Here is a 17,596-nt window from a genome sequence, read left to right on the forward strand (position 1 = left end):
ACAGACGCGGCCAGTGAGAGGGGAGGGCGGCAGGGTGCCGCATTCCCCGTGCTTCCGGGCACTTAAGGTCCGAGTTCGACCGGCTCGATCTTCTTCGTTGTGAACCGGACGATGACCATGCAGGTGGCGCCTTGCTTCGTTGCGCCCAGCAGCGCGTTCCCGCCCTTCACCTTCCAGAGGTGGGAGGGCATGAAGGTATCGCTATCGAGTTCTTCCACCTTGGGGAAGTTCCCGGCTTGAACCGGCTTGCCGTGGAGTGTCGTGAGGAGCTCGGCGAGTTCCTCCCAAGTCCCTTTCAGGCGATTCACGTAGACGTCCTTCGGGACCGCTTGGGTCTGGAGGGAGATCTCTTTCAAGGTGTCTCCACCCGTCCAGTCGAAGTAGAGTTCGCACTGGAGGCCGCCGATCTTTTTCCGGGTGCGGTAGACACCGTTAAGACCGGTACGTCCGATAAAGGCGTCGCCAACCCCTTGTTCCAGCATTTTGCTCTTCTTGAGCTTCTCCGTTACCTTGGCTCGGCTATCTCCGAAGCATAGGTTGTCGAAAACCGCGTTCGGATCCGGTTGGTCGGCTTCCTCTTTGGTGTCGCCCGTTTGTTTTGCCACGAACTGGCGGTCGATATCGCTGAGCCGGAGGATCTCGATGGTGAAGACTTTGCCGTCAGCACGACGGATAGTCACATTCTTCTGATCCTGGGAAACATAGTCGCCTTTAAAAGACTGGGATCCATCTGCATTCTTCCACTCCCGGACTTCCGCGGAGAGCGGGAAAACAGAGCTGAGAAATGCCAAGGCGAGGAGATGAGGGCGCATCGGAGGGTATAAACGCTGGATAGGGAAAAAAGTTAACAAAAATCCCGGCAGGGATGACTCCACTGCCGGGATAATAAATCAATGCTGGCTTTGTAAAAAAGCCGTGAAGATCACCAACCCTGCGAGCGGGTGTGGTAGAAGTAGCCCTCGAAGCCCAGTTCCGGCGGGAACTCGGAGAGACCGTCGGACGGGTTCATTTCGATGCGGTTGTCTTCGCCGCAGCGCTCGTACGGCTGCTTGAAGGTGCCGCGGTAGGTCGGGCAGGTGAAGGTGAAGACTTCGTAGAAGCCATAGCCGAGGCGCTTCAGAGCGCGGCTGGTGCCGTCGACTGCACCGTAGGACCAGCCTGCCTTGCGGCCGTGGTCGTCGGTCTTGCGGACGATCTGCTCAGGGATTTCCATGAATCCGTAGAGGATGTTGCCAAGACCGCGGCCGAGCTTGCGGGTCGCCGTGTAGGTGGATCCCGGAGGAGCTTGGATGTCAGCGGAAGCAACGCCGCCGAGGGCGAGCATGGCAGTAGCGAGAACGGCGAGTTTTTTCATGTGCTGCGCTTAGGTTAGGAGCCGGATTTAGGGGTTGGCAACGGGAAAGTGAGCCAGAGATGGAGTTACAAGCCATTTATTTTGGTTTCCAAAAATCCCCGTAAGCACAATGGATTCACCCGGTCGCTTTTTTGGAGTTTCGGGGGCAGATTTGGAATTTTCCGAGGGGCTCAGAGTGGCAGATCTCTCCGGGGGCTCGCATGTGGCAGGAAGCAGGGCTGGGACAAAGAAAAAGCGGAGCCTCTTTTCGAAGCTCCGCTCTTGATCTTCAATTCGTGAGAAGGGTGGACCCTTACAGGTCCAGCGTCAGCACACGGAGAATGCCCGGGGTGCTGCGAAGCTTCTCAAGCAGGGACGTGGGTGGCTCGGAATCCACTTCGATCACCGTGAGCGCGCGGGTGCGGTCCGCGGTGCGGGCGAGGTCCATGTTCGCGATGTTCACGCTGGCATCGCCAAGGGCGGTGCCGACGACGCCAACCATGCCCGGACGGTCATCGTTCTCCACGAAGAGGAAGCGGCCCTTGATGGCGCAGTCCACATAGAGGCGATCGATCTCCACGATCCGTGGGGAGCGGCCGATGATCGTGCCGGCGACGCGGTAGCGGTCCTCGCCCTTCCGCAGCTCGGCGACCACCAGTTCGCTGAATTCGGTCTTCGCGTTGATGGTGGACTCCGTGAGGTCCAAGCCGAGCTGGGTAGCGATCGCCGGGGCGTTGACGATGTTCACCTGGCCATCCGGACGGGAGGCTTCGAGCAGCGCGGTGAGAGCGGTGCGGGAAACGAGGCCGGTGTCCTTCTTTGCGAGCTCGCCGTGGTAGGAGACGCGCAGCGAGTCCGGATTCTCCGGGCCCAGCTTGGCGAGGAGCTTGCCGAGTGCGCCGGCGAGGTCCAGGTAGGGGCCGATGGCGGCGCGGGTTGCCGCATCGAGAGAAGGCATGTTGATGGCGTTCTTGATCTCTCCGGTGACGAAGAAATCGCGAAGCTGCTCGGCTACCTGAATGCCCACGTTTTCCTGGGCTTCATTGGTGGAAGCGCCGAGGTGCGGGGTCAGGACCACGTGCTTGTTCAGCTCGAAAAGCGGGTGGTCATTCGGGGGCGGCTCGACTTCGAAGACGTCCAGCGCGCAGCCGGCGATGTGGCCGGAGTCGATCGCTGCCTTCAGGGCCACCTCATCGATCAGACCGCCACGGGCGCAGTTCACGACCAGCGCACCCTTGTTCATCAGCGCGAGGCGCTCGGTGTTCAGGATGTGATTGGTGTCCGGGGTCAGCGGCACGTGCAGCGTCACCACATCGGCACCCTTCAGCGCTTCGTCCGGGGTCTTGGCGAGCTCGACCTTCAGTTCATCGGCGCGGGCCTGGGTCAGGAAGGGGTCGTAAGCGACCACCGTCATGTTGAAGGCTTGGGCTCGCTTGGCGAACTCGGTGCCGATGCGGCCCATGCCAAGGATGGCGAGGCGCTTGGTATTGAGCTCGATGCCTTGGTAAGCCTTGCGCGCAGCCTTGAAGTTCCCCTTCAGGACCTCGGCGTGGGCGGGTGCCACGTTCCGGGCTGCAGAAAGCATGAGGGTGAAGGCGTGCTCGGCGGTGGAGATGGTGTTACCCGTAGGGGTGTTCATCACGATCACGCCGTGATCGGTGGATGCCTTGCGGTCGATGTTGTCCACACCCACGCCGGCACGACCGATGGCCTTCAGGTTGGTAGCTGCGGCAAGCACCTCAGCGGTCACCTTGGTTTCGGATCGGACGACAAGGCCGTGGTAGTCGCCGATGATCTTCAGCAGTTCTTCCGGCTTGAGGCCGGTCTTTACATCCACGGAGATTTCCGGAGCGGCAGCGAGGGCTTCGACGCCTTTCTCCGAAATCGGATCCGAAACGAGCACGCGATAAGTGGCCATGTCGAAAGCGCCATAAGACCGCCCCGGGAGGCTGGCAAGAGCGGGTGCGCTCCTTTCGCGTCACCATTGGTGGGAAATTGCCGAAACCCTGCCCGAAAATGTCGGAAAGCTGCACAAATCAAGGCGGGAAGCCGAAATCCGGCTGCCGGAAGACTCAAATGCAAGGGCGCGAAGAGTGTCTGCGTCGCGACTGCTCGCCCTTGCCGGTTACTCTCCGACCGGCGGATTTTGGGTTTCCGCCTCTACCCCTGGGTTCAAAGGGCTTTGGCAATTTCCGGGAGGAGAGCGACGCGGCAAGGGCAGCAACCTGCAATTAACGCGGTATTTACATCCGATATAATTTGAGGTGACCGCAAGCGCTTTCTTTGACTGTGACGGAAAAAAATAAACAAAACGCGTTTCGCCACTAAACCCCGCGGAGGAGCCCGGAATGGTGCGAGGTTTCTTGTTGGTCTCGCTGAACGGTTCTTGGGAAGCAGGGCGGGGGAAACGTCCATATTCCGCTCTTGGCTCCGCGGGAATCGCTCCCTAGCGTGCCCGCCCCATGTCCTCCGACCCAAGCAGACCGTATTCCTCGCTCATGCTCGACGGCCCTGACCGCGCGCCATCCCGCGCGATGCTCTACGCTGTCGGCTTCAAGAAGGAAGACTTCGCCAAACCCCACATCGGCATCGCGTCCACCTGGTCCCAGGTCACGCCCTGCAACGTCCACATCGACCGCTTGGCGAAGGAATCCGCCAAGGGTGCGGACGCAGCCGGTGGCAAGGCTGTCATTTTCAACACCATCACCATTTCCGACGGCATCTCGATGGGCACGGAGGGGATGAAGTATTCCCTGGTCTCGCGCGAAGTCATCGCGGACTCGATCGAAACCGTGGTCGGCTGCGAAGGCATGGACGGCTTCGTGGCGATCGGTGGCTGTGACAAGAACATGCCCGCCTGCGTGATCGCCATGGCGCGCATGAATCGCCCCTCGGTCTTCGTTTATGGCGGCACCATCCTGCCCGGATGTGCGACCATCAAGGGCGAGAAGAAGGATCTGGATATCGTTTCGGTCTTCGAAGCCGTGGGCAAGCACGCCGCCGGTGAGTATTCCGACGAAGAGTTGGAAACGGTGGAATCCTGCGCGATTCCCGGTGAGGGCTCCTGCGGTGGCATGTATACGGCGAACACGATGGCGTCCGCAATCGAGGCCCTCGGCATGTCCCTGCCGAACTCTTCGGCACAGGCTGCCGTTTCGGACGACAAGATGCGCGACTGCTTCGACGCCGGCGCGGCGGTGCTGAACATGATCCAGAAGGGCATCAAGCCCCGCGATATCATGACCCGGAAGGCTTTCGAGAATGCCATCACGGTGGTGATCGCGCTCGGTGGCTCGACGAATGCCGTGCTGCACCTGCTGGCCATGGCTCATGCCGCGGATGTGCCGCTTTCGATCGATGACTTCACGGAGATCGGCAAGCGCGTCCCGCTGCTGGCTGACCTGAAGCCATCCGGCAAATACTCGATGGCCGCGCTGGTGCAGATCGGTGGCACGGTGCCGCTGCTGCGCATCCTGCTGGAAGCCGGCCTGCTCCACGGCGATTGCCTCACCGTCACGGGCAAGACGCTTGCGGAGAACCTCAAGAACTCACCGCTCCAGTATCCGGCCGACCAGCAGATCATCCGCCCGCTGGACAATCCGATCAAGAAGGACAGCCACCTGCGCATCCTCTACGGCAACCTCGCACCCGGCGGTGCCGTGGCGAAGATCACCGGCAAGGAAGGCGAACTCTTCACGGGTCCTGCCCGTGTGTTCGACTCCGAGGACGAGGCGATGAAGGCGATCCTCGATGGCAAGATCGTCGATGGCGATGTCATCGTGATCCGCCGCGAAGGACCGAAGGGCGGCCCCGGCATGCGGGAGATGCTTGGACCTACCAGTGCCATCATGGGCCGCGGGCTTGGCAAGACAGTCGCGCTCATCACCGATGGCCGTTTCTCCGGCGGTAGCCACGGTTTCGTGGTCGGCCACATCACTCCGGAAGCCCACGAAGGTGGCCCGATCGGCCTGCTCGTGGAAGGCGACACCATCACCATCGACGCGAAGAACAACATCATCTCTGTCGATCTCGATGACGCGGCCCTCAAGGCTCGCCGTGAGAATTGGACCCCGCCGACCCCGCGCTACACCCGCGGCGTTTTGGCGAAGTATGCCAAGCTCACGACCAGCGCCAGTGAAGGTGCCGTGACCGACAAGTATCTCTGAAGTGAGAACGGGTCCCTTCCTTGGTGAAGGGATCGATTTACACGATGAACTCCTTTCTTCCTGACCAAGCGTCCTCCGCCCAAGGCAGTGACGCTTGGCAGGAAGAGCGGGCTCGCCTTGAAGCGGAGCTCGGCGAACGTATCACGCTTGATGCCCTGACGGGACCGGTCGGGTTGCAGGGGCGCGAACCGAGCCGCGATGATGCGGGTGGCGAGGCGGGCTGGATGATTGCGCAGCGGAAGCGCGGGCACCGCCACTCGATTGATGACGTGCTCACGGCGTGGTATGCCCTGCAGGTATCGCCTCCGGTCACGGAGCACCTCGATCTCGGTACGGGCATCGGCACGGTGGGGTTGCTCACCTTGTGGGGCATGGGTGAGGGGGCACGGCTCACCTGTGTGGAAGCTCAGGAGATCAGCTATCGCCTGCTCCAATCGAATCTCGATGCGAACGGCCTGCGCCCGCGGGTCGATTGTTCGCATGGCGACCTCCGGGATCTATGCCTGGATCGGAAGTTCCCGCTGATCACAGGAAGCCCGCCGTATTTCCCGACGAGCGCGGGAGTGGTGCCGCAGGATTCGCAGAAGGCTCATGCCCGCTTCGAGTTGCGCGGTGATGTCTCGGATTATGCGAAGGCTGCGGTGAAGCATCTCGCGCCGGGCGGATGGTTCGTGCTCTGTTTTCCGACACCACAGAAGCAGCGTGCCTTGGATGGGATCGCGGCGGCAGGGCTGAAGTCGGTGAAGATCCGCGATGTGATCCCGCGCGAGACTTTGGAGCCTTTGTTCACCCTCTTTGCCTGTCGTCATGCGGATGATGTGACGTCGGAGATGGAGATCGAGGAACCACTGACGGTTCGCGAGCGAAGCGGCCGGCTGACAGCGGCGATGGCGGCAGTGAGGCGGTGCTTCGGCTTCCGGGATGGCGAGGCGCATGGAGGACACGCGCCGGTGAGTGCTTGAATTCCTCGCGATCCTGGCGTGTGCTTTTCTTCCCATGAGCAAGGCCTGCCCGATGTGTGAGATGGAAGATGTGCTGGAGCACGCGGATCACTACGAGTGCTCCACCTGCGGTCATGAATGGCCGAAAGAGGAAGTTGAAGAGTCCGGTGAGCGCATCGTGAAGGATGCCTACGGCAATGTGCTCGCGGATGGCGACATCGTGGCGATGATCAAGGATCTCAAGCTGAAGGGCTCATCCCAAGTGCTGAAGATAGGCACGAAGTCCTCTGCGATCCGCTTGGTCGATGGCGACCACGAGATTGCCTGCAAGATGGACGGCATCGCGATCGGCTTGAAGGCGTGCTTCGTGAAGAAGGTTTCGTGATCTCGGGAACGAAAACGCCGCCCCGGCGTGAACCGGGACGGCGTGATTTTCAATCAACGTCCCCTTTACCAAGGGAAGCCAGCGGGCAAGGCGATGCCGCCGAGGTTGATCTCGAAGGGGCTCTCGTCCGGATCATTGCTGCTGATCTGGAGCTTTGCCGCCTTCAAACCCGGTGAATTTGGCGAGAAGCGCACCACGCAGGTCGTCGTGCCGCCGCCTGCCACCGTGGAAGCAGGAGCAGTCTGGATCGAGTAGTGCGAGGCACCTGCTCCGCTCAGCGAGGCAGAGATGCCGCTCAGTGCGGCGCTGCTGCTCGTGTTGCGGATCGTGAGCGTGATGTTTACGGAACTGCCGACTTTGGTCAGGCCCACCAGCCTGAAGTCGCCGTCGGACAAGGCATGTCCACCCGCTTCCACGGCGATGTCCACGATTTCTGCGGCCTCTTCCGTGGTGAAGCTCAGGATCTCGCCGAGCTGTTCCACCGGAGTCTCATCATTGACCGCTGCCACACGGCAGTAATAGGTGGTTCCAGGAAGCAGGCCGCTCAGCGGGGCTGCCACCGGCACTGCATCGTCACCGGCGGGCAAGGTGTCTGCGATCACCGTGTTCGCGCCGGCGAGGGTCGGGCTGGTGCCATACTGGAAGCTCACGCCGGTGGCATAGCCGCCGGGATTCACGTTTGCGTTCAGTGTCGCCGAGACGTCATCGATTCCGGTGGCGGCTTCGGTTTCGACCTCTGCGCCGAAGCGGATGCAATAGATCACGCCACCGCCTGCGGGTTTGCCGTCCGCGGTGAGGCCGCCTTCGGGGGCGGTGCCATAGAGGTTGCCATCCTGACCTCGTGTAAGACCGGCGACGGGCAGGCGGCCGTGAGTGAAGTCGAAGTGATAGACCGTTGAGAACTCCCCGTCCGTCGTGATGCGGAAGACGGTGCCGCCGTCTTCACGGACCTCGCCGCCATAGGTCGTGACGCCGTAGAGCGCGCCATCCGGGCCTTCGGCGAGTTGACCGGCTGGCAATGCGCCATCGGCCAGGTTGAAGGCATGGAGGGTGGTCCAGATGCCGTCCGGTGTCAGCTTGTAGATGGTGCCGAGATCGTCCGGTCCACCGTAAGGCAGGACTCCATAGAGGTTGCCATCGGAGGCTTGCATCAAGCCGGCGGAAGGGACGATGCCCTCTTCCTCGCGGTTGTTGAGTTCGGCGAGAACCGTGATCTCACCCTCAGGTGTGATCTTGAAGACGGTTCCGGTTTCCTCCGCGCCGCCGTTTTGGGTGGTGCCATAGAAGTTCCCGTCGATCCCTTCGATCAAAGAGGGGTTGGGCTTCGATCCATTGGTTCCACCCCAGTCGGCGAGATGGGTGTGGGTGCCGCCCGGGGTGATCTTGAAGAAGGTTCCCGAGTAAGCCGGCCCGCCGTTCTGGGTGGTGCCATAGAAGCTGCCATCGGAGCCCAGCGTCAGGCCTGCGGGGTCGGAGCCCTGGGTGCCATCGAAGGAGAAGATGTCCTCGCGGACACCGGCGGGTGTCATGCGGAAGACGGAGCCGTAACCGAAGTCACCGCCATGGATATCGGTGCCGTAGAGGTTACCATCCACGCCCAGCGTGAATGGGAACTTGTAATCGAGTGAGGCCGCAAAGCCCGAATCCGGTGCATCGAAGAAGGAGACGCTGCCATCCGTGGCGAACTTGAAGAAAGCTTCCGTCTCATAAAGAGCGCGATCGATGGAGCCATACCAATTTCCCGCGTTGTCCTGGGTAAGCCTCGAGTTCGGAGCGTGATCGCGGAAGCCATCGAAGCTGGCGATCGAGCCGAGGGTGCCGGCGGTGCTGATCCGGAAGGCGCTGCCTTGTTGGAAGCTGCCGCCCATCATGCTGGTGCCGATCAAGCTGCCATCCGCTTCCAAGCTGAGGCCGGAGTAGGGATAGGCGAAAGAGCTGCCCATTTCCCCGTGCACGAGGATCGTATGGGTGCCCGTCTTGCTGACCTTGAAAGCCGTGCCCCCGCCGTAACTGCCGCCGTAGTAGGTGGTGGAGTAGAGGTCTCCATCCGGGCCTTCCACGAGGTCGCCGTCGGGCTCCGAGCCATTCGCCCAATCGAAGGTGGTAAGGATGCTGACGGTTCCGCCAGGCGTCATCTTGAAGATGGTGCCGTAGTTCGGCCCGCCGCTGGTGGCACCGTAGAAGTTGCCGTCAGAAGCCTGCATCAGTCCGGTCGGCATGGTTTCGCTCATGCCGGGCAGGCTGCTGAAATCCCCCACGACACTCGCGGTTCCAGCCGGTGTCACGCGGTAGATCGTGGATGGCTGGCCGGAGGAGATACTACGATGGGCACCGTAGAAGTTCCCGTCCGAGGCCAGGATAATGTTTCCGGATGGCGACCAGCCGATGGAGTTCTGCGCCCAGTCCGTCAAGGTGGTAAGCACTCCGGCCGGTGTCACCTTGAAGAATGTGCCGAAATCATTCGCTCCGCCGAGGCCGGTGGTCCCGTAGAAATTGCCATCGCTTCCTTCCACCAGCTTGGAGATAGGGAGACCACCGTCGGCACCGAGGGTGAAGTGGTGCAGTTCGGTGTAGCTTCCATCCGGTGTGATACGGAAGATGTTCCCGGATTCGTAAGGTTCGCCGTTACGGCAGACACCGTAGAAATTGCCGTCGCTGCCGAGGGTGATTTCACCAGGACTGGATGCGAAGGCATCGAAGTGGTGCAGCGTGGTGATGGTTCCATCCGGAGCGATCTTGAAGAAGGTGCCGCCGCTCTCCCAGGCACCGCCGGATTGGGTGGTGCCGTAGAGATTGCCGTTGGCATGGCGGACGAGCTTGGCGCTGGGTTGTTCGGCTTTCAGCTCGAAGCCGTGGACGATCCCGAAGGTGGGGGCTGCGTGCGCTTCAGGTGCAAGGTAGAAGGCTCCGGGAAGCGCTGCGGTGAGCAGGATGGATAGCGGTCGGGATAGATAGGATTTCATGTGCTTGGTGTTAAGTGGTTTCAAGTGTCTGTTGTTTGTTGCTGTGTTGTGCTGTTTCCCTTTTCGGGTGGTTTTGTCTGGTTCGCGGGGAGGAGCGGAAGGGGCCGGAAAATAAGGAGGGTTTGGCCGATTTTGCGTGCTCCGGATGAAACTTCCGGGTCCGCCTGCCTCCGGTGGCGATACGCGTTTGCGCGTGTGAGGGATCGGTAAAGGTAACTTGAAAAGAGTGTGAATTGTTAACTTGTCGATATCGACACACGGCGATGGTTGTGGCCGGGTCGGACAGGTTTGGCGATGAGTTCCAGTGGTCCCCGGGGCAAGTCACGCTGTCACAATGGGTCTCGCCTTCTGAAGTTGTTCCCGCTTCGCTTCGTCATCGCTCCGCGCCAACGCTTCCACATCGCCCTGCGGATCCTCATCGGATCCGTGTGGGTCTTCCATGGCCTCTACAGCAAGCTGCTCGATGGCATACCGCGCCACCGTATGATCGTGGCGCAGGTCCTTGGGGAAGATCTGGCGAAGGTCGCGACTTATGCGGTCGGCACCTGCGAGGTCTTGTTAGGATTTTGGGTGTTCTCTCATCGCTTCCCTCGGGCCTGTGCCGCGGTGCAGACCATGGCGATCGTCACGATGAATACGCTGGAGATCGCCCGGGCTCGCGAGCTCCTGATCTCAGCACCCGGTATGGTAGCCCTCAATGCTGCCTTCCTCGCCCTTGGGTGGTATAGTGCCACGCGTCCGCCGCTTCAATCCAACCAGCCCGCCTGAACGGCGCCGCAGGTTGCGAACAAGGCGGCGAGCGCGAGCCAAATGCAGGTGAAGCACCAGTGGACTGCGGTCTCCATGGGCTTCCCTCTCCAGAGATCCCCGCGATAAACGAACCACTGGAAGTAGAGCCGAACTGCCCAGAAAGCGGAGAAGGACCAGGAGATCCATGCCCCGGCTCGTGAGGGCACGAGGAAGATCGCGGGATCTAGCAGGCAAGGCAGGACCATCATCACCAGCACCAGGCAGATGAAAAAGGTATGAACGTGGAAAACCGCTTCATTCACCGGACTCAGGCGCTTGGCCTCATCTCTCCACTGGAGCCGCTTGCCGATGGGAATGTGAAGCACCGCCAGCAAGGCCATGCCGGTTCCGGCGATGCGGAGCAGGAGCGTGAGAATCTCGATCATGGGCGGACGAGCACGAAAGTACGGAGCCAGGGGGTGATCGGAAATTCATCCTCCGCGCGCAGGCCCGCGCTTTCCCAGCAACGTTTCCAATTCGCCGCCGAGTGGAAGTGACGGAAGCCGGGGCCGAAGGCGAGGAAGTTGGCTCCATTTCGCAGGTGCTCGACGATGACGATGCGTCCTCCCGGCCGGAGGCAGCGCAAGGCTTCGCGGAACCAGCGGCCGCGCTCGTCCTCGCTGCGGAACTCGTGGATCGCGAGCAGGCCAAAGATCACATCGGTGGATTCCGCTTCCACGGGCCATGTGTCGAAGGTCGAGGGAATGGTTTCCGGAGTGGGCGGATAAAGCTGTCTTGCCCGATGGATGGAAGGCTCCGTCATCAGCACGGCATCGAAGTGATCGAGCGTGATCCAGCGGTCGGGCGAGGTCCGTTCACGGATCGCTTCCGAAGCTTCATCCAGCCCCGAGTGACAGTAGACGCTCTGCTTGCGCCCGGCTCCTTTCAGAGCCCTGTCCAACCAGTTCCAGCGGTAGAGATCGGAGCGGTCGTAGATGAGGTGGGAGACCCCCAGGGAGACGAAGATGAAATAGCCGGCGCCCAAGACGGCGAGGAGGCTGGCAAGCTTCACCCCCATGTGGCTGGCGGCGAATAGTGCGACGAGTGCCGCGACCAACACCACGGATGCCATGAGATAGAAGCGCGCATTGAACTGGATGATGTTCGTCATCCCTTGCCATGGTCCACGTGTTTTCATGCGGAAGCCGGGGGCTTGATGATCCGGCCTTTCTGCCAGCGGTAGTCGATGTCCCGGACCGTGAAGGCATTCGCCGCGAGGGGTGTGTAATCCTTGAGAGGGGCTTCCTGAAAGAGACTGACGTTCCAATGCTTCAGGGCCACAGGGCGAGGTGTCCAGTCCGCACGATTGCCCTCGATCACGACAAAGCTGCCATCGTCCAGAGGGCTGAAGGTGAAGGGCATGGGCCCGGCGAAGCGGCGGGCGGTGCGCCAATCGGGAAAGGGCGAGCCTTTCGGTAGCTGCGCGTCTTCACTTTCCGTGTCGAAGCATAGATCGAGCAAGGGCGCGCCATCGGGACTCTCCGTCCGGATGCGGGTCTCGGTGCCATTGCTTTCCGTGTGGACCTTCACGAGTTGATAGTTGTAGCCGGTCATCAGGTTCCCCAGTCGGACCATGCGGCGCTTGTCGGTCTCGCTCTTGAGGATCTTCAGTCCGCGAAGGCGGCGTCCGGAGTCATCGAGGCGGGTGAAGATGCGATAGCCCGCGAGGAAGAAGTCCTGACCCAGCCGTGCAGGAAAGCCTGCCGGGCGAAGGCTGCGGGTCCACACCAGAGCGACGGTGATGAAGCCGAATCCTCCGTAACCATCGATCTCCAGTCCTGCGGGGACCATCGGCCGCAGGGCTTCCTCCGGGAAGGCGAAGGAAAGCGCCACCACCCTGTCGAATCGTGCCACGACAGGAAAGGGGTGGCGCTTCAGAAACTTCATGCTTGGCCCGTGACGGGCTGATCTCAACGCCACGATAGCGGCATGGCCATCTGAATCCGGACCTTCACTGGAAATTCACGATCGGGTCAACTCACGCGGTTCCATAGGCCCGCCCAAGCCTTGCGCTCCGCCCACATCAGAAAGAGGGCAAGCGCGGCGATGCCCAGGATCATCGGGCTGTTCAATCCGACGCCACCCAGGACGAACGTGTGATAGGCAAGGATGTTCACGATGATCGGGCCGAGAATGAGGAGTCCGATGTTCCGGGATTTCGGGATCGCGACGAGGATGCCGCCGACCATCTCGAGAACCTTGATGAAGGTCATGTATCCCGTCGGGCCGAAGGCGGCCATGAATTGACCGGGTGGAGTGTCCTTCGGGATTTCCGGAATCGGAGCCAGCTTGAAGAGAACCATGGCGGAAGCCATGATGAACAGCAGGCCGAGGATGATCCCGGCAATGATCGGTGCCCACTTTTTCATGATTGGAGGGCACCATTGGGCAAGGTGAAGCATTCTTCAAGTGGTGAACGCGGCATCCATCACGCGGCTGGTACTGACGTTTGAAAGTCGGAAGTCGCCTAGGCAGAAGGTCTTCCTTTTTTCGGCATTGTGGGTGGAAAACTTCCTTTTCTGGGTTTTCGTAGCTGTTGATGGATCAGCAGCTCCTCCTCTTCGATTTGCCTCCGCTGCCCAAGGGTCGTCCAGACGTCTTTGCCGTGGTGCGACCGGACGCCGCGATGGCGGAGCATCTGGCCCGCTTCACCGAGCAGCATTGCTGGAGGCACGGACTCAAGGCGACAGGGAGGCCTGCGGAAATCCTGCACATCACGTTGAGGACTTTTGGCTGCTATGCGGAGATGAACTCGCGCGAATTGGCCAGGATCAAGCAATGGTGCAAGACGGCCGCTCTCCTATCTCCATCCTTCGATGTAGGGTTTGATCGGGTGCTTCCCTTTTCCAATGGTCCTCTGGCGCTCGTGGCGGGAGGAGGGAATGCCGAGCTGCATCATCTGCGGTGGATTTTGATGGGAGCGCCAGAGCGGAAGCCGCGCTTCGTGCCGCATTTGTCACTGGCCTACCCGTCGGCCGGATTTCTGGAGGAGGAGATCGATCCTGTTAGTTGGAGCGTGAACGAGCTGCTGCTGATCCACAGCTTGGTGGGGAAGACGGAGCACCGGGTGCTGGCGCGCTGGCCGCTGGATGCCGTGGCTTGAGAGGGTTTTCCCCGTGATCACATTTTTTTGAGGAAAGTTGTCCTCCCTTGCGGACGCCGTTCGTCGGTATGATGAAACAAGGAACCACCAAAACCACCATGTCCTCCGAAAACACCACTACTGGAACCGTCCGTCTCCACCGTGTCTTCCGCGCCAAGCCTGAGCGTGTCTACCGCGCCTTCATCGATCCCGATGCCATGAACAAGTGGCTGCCGCCGCACGGATTCACGGGCAAGGTTCACCACATGGATGCCAAGGTCGGTGGTACCTACCGGATGTCCTTCACCAATTTCAACACCGGCAGTAGCCACGCCTTCGGCGGCCGCTTCCTGGAGATGGAGCCGAACAAGCGCCTGCGCTATGACGATCAGTTCGAGGATCCGAACCTGCCGGGCACGATGATCACCACGGTGGACCTCCGCGAGGTCTTCTGCGGCGTGGAAATCCACATCGTCCAGGAAGGTATCCCGCCGATGATCCCGGTGGAGGCGTGTTACATGGGTTGGCAGGAGTCCCTCCAATTGCTGGCCCAGCTGACCGAGCCGGAAATTCCGGACCACGGTTGAAGTGTCGCGGATCGGGTGTTTTCCCACTTCTTGGGTCTTGGTGGGGAGATCGGGAAGGAGTAAGAGATGGGGAACTGCTGCGGAAATCCGCCATGATTCCTCCCTTCACCCGATCTGCGGTTCGCACCCTCGCAGGCTTGCTTCCGGTGTGCCTTGGCCTTGCGGCCGGGGCCACACCCCAGCTCAGGATCAGCAAGTCCGCGGGGACGAACATGAAAGTCTCCTGGTTTGCCGAGGCCGGCGTCTCCTACCAGTTGCAGACGAATACCGATGTCGTCTCCTGGGTGGATCTCGGTGCTCCGGTGCCGGGTGCGAATGCCACGGTGGAGATCACGGTTTCGACGACGGGCAAGCCGCGGGCCTACTTTCGCCTCAAGCCGCCGCCACCGGATGTGATCACGGCGGCCTTCACGCCGGGCAGCGGAGTGCTCGTCATCAATGGCGGGAACCAGGACAACGCAATCACGGTGAGCCGGGATGCGGCAGGGAATCTCCGGGTGAATGGGGGAGCGGTGATCGTGACCGGTGGCACGCCCACGGTGGCGAATACGACCCGGATCGACATTTTCGGGCTCGATGGAGATGACCAGCTCTCGCTGGACGAATCGCTGGGGGCGATACCTCCGGCACGTCTCTTCGGTGGCAACGGCAACGATGCTCTCACGGGAGGCTCGGGTGCCGACTTCCTGGATGGCGGGGCGGGGAATGACAGCCTGCTGGGCAAGGGAGGAATCGACAATCTGTTAGGAGGCGATGGCAATGATTCCCTCGCTGGAGGTGATGCCAACGATCAGGTCTCAGGTGGCAACAACGATGATACCCTGATCTGGAACCCAGGCGATGATACCGACCTCAATGAGGGCGATGGCGGCACGGACACCATCGTGGTGAACGGAGGCAATGGCTCCGAAAGCTTCACCACCACGGCGAACGGGACGCGGGTGCGCTTCGACCGGATCACCCCGGCACCTTTCGCACTCGATCTCGGCACGGCGGAGAAGCTGGTGCTGAATTGCAATGGTGGCGACGACAGCTTCAGCACCACGGGTAATCTGGCGGCGCTGATCCAGATCACGGTGGATGGTGGCGCGGGGGTGGATACTCTTTTAGGAAGCAACGGGGCCGATCTCCTCTTCGGCGGTGAAGGCAACGACTTCATCGATGGGCAGCAGGGGAATGATATCGTCTTTCTCGGTGGGGGCGACGATGCCGCGCAGTGGGATCCGGGCGATGGAAGCGATGTGATCGAGGGACAGGGAGGGAGTGACACGCTGCTCTTCAACGGGAGCAACGCGAACGAGAACATGACCGTCGTTGCCAATGGCGGGAGAGTTCTTCTCAATCGCGATATCGGGTCGATCATGATGGATCTGAACGATCTTGAGATCATCGAGCTCAATTCGATCGGCGGTACCGACAGTCTCACGGTGAATGACCTGACGGGAACGGATGTATCGAAGGTGATCGCCGACCTTGCGGCCACGGGAGGGGCTGCGGACGCGCAAGCGGACAACGTGATCATCCATGGCACGACGGGCGACGATATCGTGACGGCGGTCCTGGTTGCGGGTGATCTGGCGGTCTCCGGGGCGGGAGCGCAGGTGATGGTGGATGGCTTTGATACGACCGTCGATACCGTCCGCATCCTGGCCTTGGGTGGTGAGGACGTGGTGGATGCCTCCGCGGTTCCGCCGGGCGGGCCTCGCCTCTTGCTGGATGGCGGAGCGGGGAATGACATCCTGCTGGGCAGTGCAGAGGGGGATACGCTGCTGGGCGGGGACAATGATGACGTGTTGATCGGAGGTGGCGGTGTGGACGTTCTGGATGGCGGGACGGGCGAGAGTGTCTTGCTGGATGGCGGGACGAATCCGGTGGGTGGCATTGTGACGCTCTTCGGTGATGCTGCGGACAATACGATCACGCTTTCCCGGAATGCAGGGGGCGCGCTTCTTTCGAATGGCGTTCCGATTCCCGGAGCCACGGTGGCGAATACCACGCTGGTGAGAATCTTCGGTCGTGGTGGGAATGACACGCTCACGCTGGTGGAGAGCAATGGGGTGCTGCCTGCGACGGCGCTCTTCGGCGGTGCCGGAAATGACACGCTGATCGGAGGCTCAGGTGCGGATCTTGTCTTCGGCGGGACCGGCAACGATACGCCGCAAGGAAAGGGTGGCAGCGACTTCCTCTTCGGCGGGGCGGGTAGTGATACCCTGACTGGAGGCGATGCGGATGATCAGGTGTTCGGCGAGGCGGATACGGACCGGATGATCTGGAATCCGGGGGATGATACCGATCTCAATGAGGGCGGCGGTGGAAGCGATACCGCAGAGGTGAATGGCGGGAATGGTATCGAGACCTTCACCGCCACGGCGAATGGCACGAGGGTCCGCTTTGATCGGTTGGATCCGGCTCCTTTCTCGATCGATATCGGAACGACGGAGAGTCTCGCGGTGAATGCGAATGGCGGGGATGATTCCTTCAGCACCACGGGGAACCTGGCGGCTTTGATTCAGATCGTGGTGGATGGAGGGACCGGTGCCGATACGATCTTGGGGAGCAATGGGGTGGATATCCTCCTCGGCGGAGATGGGAACGATTTCATCGATGGCCAGCAGGGCAACGACATCATCTTCCTGGGAATCGGCGACGACGTTTGCCGGTGGGACCCGGGAGATGGCAGCGACACCATCGAGGGGCAGGCGGGAAGCGATACGCTGCTCTTCAACGGCAGCAATGCGAACGAGAACTACACGGTCTCACCGAATGGCGGGAGGGTCACTCTGAATCGCGACATCGGGTCCATCTTCATGGACGTGAATGATGTGGAAATTTTCGATCTGAATCCGATCGGCGGAACGGATGGGATCACGGTGAATGACCTGAGCGGGACGGACCTCACGACGGTGATCGCGGATCTCGCCGCCACGGGAGGGATCGGAGATTCGGTGTCAGATACGGTGACGCTGAATGGAACGGCGGCAGCGGATGCGGTTTCGCTCACGGCGGGCGCTCCGAATGTCACGGTCACGGGACTGCCGGCGACGGTGCGCATCCTCCAGCCGGAGGCAGCGAATGATCGCGTGATCGTCAACGGCCTCGGCGGGGCGGATACGTTCTCGGTCGGTGCCGGAGTGACGGGATTGATCGGAGTGACGACCAATCAGTGAGGTCGAAGATCACGGGTTTGGATGCCCCAAGGGAGTGGCCGGGGAGATGGAGTAGGGTAAGCGCGAAGTTTGTGACTTCGGGCTAGGCGGTTGTTCGGGATTCTAAAGCCCCAACGGGGGCGGTGGGGAGATAGCCCAGGGTAAGCGCGAAGCGCGCAACCCTGGGTTGGGCATGAACATGAA

Annotated in this window: 15 protein-coding genes; 7 read left to right on the forward strand and 8 right to left on the reverse strand. The window is 61.1% G+C overall.

Going from position 1 to position 17,596, the window contains the following annotated elements:
• Positions 1-62: 62 nt before the first annotated feature.
• From HHL09_RS19760 to serA, 3 genes are all read right to left on the reverse strand, one after another.
• Complete coding sequence (locus tag HHL09_RS19760; protein WP_169456352.1) at positions 63-812, reverse strand: hypothetical protein; 750 nt, start codon at positions 810-812, stop codon at positions 63-65.
• A 110-nt stretch (positions 813-922) separates the two neighbouring features.
• Positions 923-1,354, reverse strand: coding sequence for an exosortase system-associated protein, TIGR04073 family (locus HHL09_RS19765; protein ID WP_169456353.1), 432 nt, complete (start codon positions 1,352-1,354; stop codon positions 923-925).
• 292 nt (positions 1,355-1,646) lie between these two features.
• Positions 1,647-3,251 carry a phosphoglycerate dehydrogenase gene (gene serA / locus HHL09_RS19770; RefSeq protein WP_169456354.1) on the reverse strand — a complete coding sequence of 535 codons (1,605 nt, stop codon included), beginning with the start codon at positions 3,249-3,251 and terminating at the stop codon, positions 1,647-1,649.
• 544 nt (positions 3,252-3,795) lie between these two features.
• Between serA and ilvD the strand changes: the two genes are divergently transcribed.
• The 3 genes from ilvD to HHL09_RS19785 are packed head-to-tail and all read left to right on the forward strand — an operon-like array spanning position 3,796 to position 6,825.
• Positions 3,796-5,499 carry a dihydroxy-acid dehydratase gene (ilvD, locus tag HHL09_RS19775; protein ID WP_169456355.1) on the forward strand — a complete coding sequence of 568 codons (1,704 nt, stop codon included), beginning with the start codon at positions 3,796-3,798 and terminating at the stop codon, positions 5,497-5,499.
• A gap of 44 nt (positions 5,500-5,543) precedes the next feature.
• A complete protein-coding gene (locus tag HHL09_RS19780; protein WP_169456356.1) occupies positions 5,544-6,461 on the forward strand; it encodes a tRNA1(Val) (adenine(37)-N6)-methyltransferase in 918 nt (305 codons plus the stop codon).
• 34 nt (positions 6,462-6,495) lie between these two features.
• Positions 6,496-6,825: a zinc ribbon domain-containing protein YjdM gene (locus HHL09_RS19785; protein WP_169456357.1), complete on the forward strand. Its 330-nt coding sequence runs from the start codon at positions 6,496-6,498 to the stop codon at positions 6,823-6,825.
• A gap of 65 nt (positions 6,826-6,890) precedes the next feature.
• On the opposite strand, the gene HHL09_RS19790 is transcribed toward HHL09_RS19785, so the two are convergent.
• The gene (locus tag HHL09_RS19790; protein WP_169456358.1) at positions 6,891-9,788 is read right to left on the reverse strand and encodes a choice-of-anchor tandem repeat GloVer-containing protein; all 2,898 of its coding nucleotides are present in this window, start codon (positions 9,786-9,788) and stop codon (positions 6,891-6,893) included.
• A gap of 354 nt (positions 9,789-10,142) precedes the next feature.
• On the opposite strand from HHL09_RS19790, the gene HHL09_RS19795 reads away from it, so the two are divergent.
• Positions 10,143-10,556, forward strand: coding sequence for a DoxX-like family protein (locus HHL09_RS19795; RefSeq protein WP_169456359.1), 414 nt, complete (start codon positions 10,143-10,145; stop codon positions 10,554-10,556).
• On the opposite strand, the gene HHL09_RS19800 is transcribed toward HHL09_RS19795, so the two are convergent.
• From HHL09_RS19800 to HHL09_RS19815, 4 genes are all read right to left on the reverse strand, one after another.
• The gene (locus tag HHL09_RS19800; RefSeq protein ID WP_169456360.1) at positions 10,535-10,963 is read right to left on the reverse strand and encodes a hypothetical protein; all 429 of its coding nucleotides are present in this window, start codon (positions 10,961-10,963) and stop codon (positions 10,535-10,537) included. The genes HHL09_RS19795 and HHL09_RS19800 overlap by 22 nt on opposite strands.
• Positions 10,960-11,715: a class I SAM-dependent methyltransferase gene (locus HHL09_RS19805; RefSeq protein ID WP_169456361.1), complete on the reverse strand. Its 756-nt coding sequence runs from the start codon at positions 11,713-11,715 to the stop codon at positions 10,960-10,962. The genes HHL09_RS19800 and HHL09_RS19805 overlap by 4 nt, the downstream gene beginning before the upstream one ends.
• Positions 11,712-12,464: a DUF2071 domain-containing protein gene (locus HHL09_RS19810; RefSeq protein ID WP_169456362.1), complete on the reverse strand. Its 753-nt coding sequence runs from the start codon at positions 12,462-12,464 to the stop codon at positions 11,712-11,714. Before HHL09_RS19810 ends, HHL09_RS19805 begins: the two co-directional genes overlap by 4 nt.
• A gap of 86 nt (positions 12,465-12,550) precedes the next feature.
• Entirely contained in the window at positions 12,551-12,946 is a 396-nt protein-coding gene (locus HHL09_RS19815) for a hypothetical protein (RefSeq protein ID WP_169456363.1), read from the reverse strand.
• A 170-nt stretch (positions 12,947-13,116) separates the two neighbouring features.
• Between HHL09_RS19815 and HHL09_RS19820 the strand changes: the two genes are divergently transcribed.
• From HHL09_RS19820 to HHL09_RS26430, 3 genes are all read left to right on the forward strand, one after another.
• Entirely contained in the window at positions 13,117-13,680 is a 564-nt protein-coding gene (locus tag HHL09_RS19820) for a 2'-5' RNA ligase family protein (protein ID WP_169456364.1), read from the forward strand.
• A 98-nt stretch (positions 13,681-13,778) separates the two neighbouring features.
• Complete coding sequence (locus tag HHL09_RS19825) at positions 13,779-14,246, forward strand: SRPBCC family protein (protein WP_169456365.1); 468 nt, start codon at positions 13,779-13,781, stop codon at positions 14,244-14,246.
• Positions 14,247-14,338: 92 nt separating this feature from the next.
• Complete coding sequence (locus HHL09_RS26430; RefSeq protein ID WP_205760888.1) at positions 14,339-17,413, forward strand: beta strand repeat-containing protein; 3,075 nt, start codon at positions 14,339-14,341, stop codon at positions 17,411-17,413.
• The last annotated feature ends 183 nt before the right edge of the window (positions 17,414-17,596 follow it).

This window comes from Luteolibacter luteus (assembly GCF_012913485.1).
Taxonomy (GTDB): domain Bacteria; phylum Verrucomicrobiota; class Verrucomicrobiia; order Verrucomicrobiales; family Akkermansiaceae; genus Haloferula; species Haloferula lutea.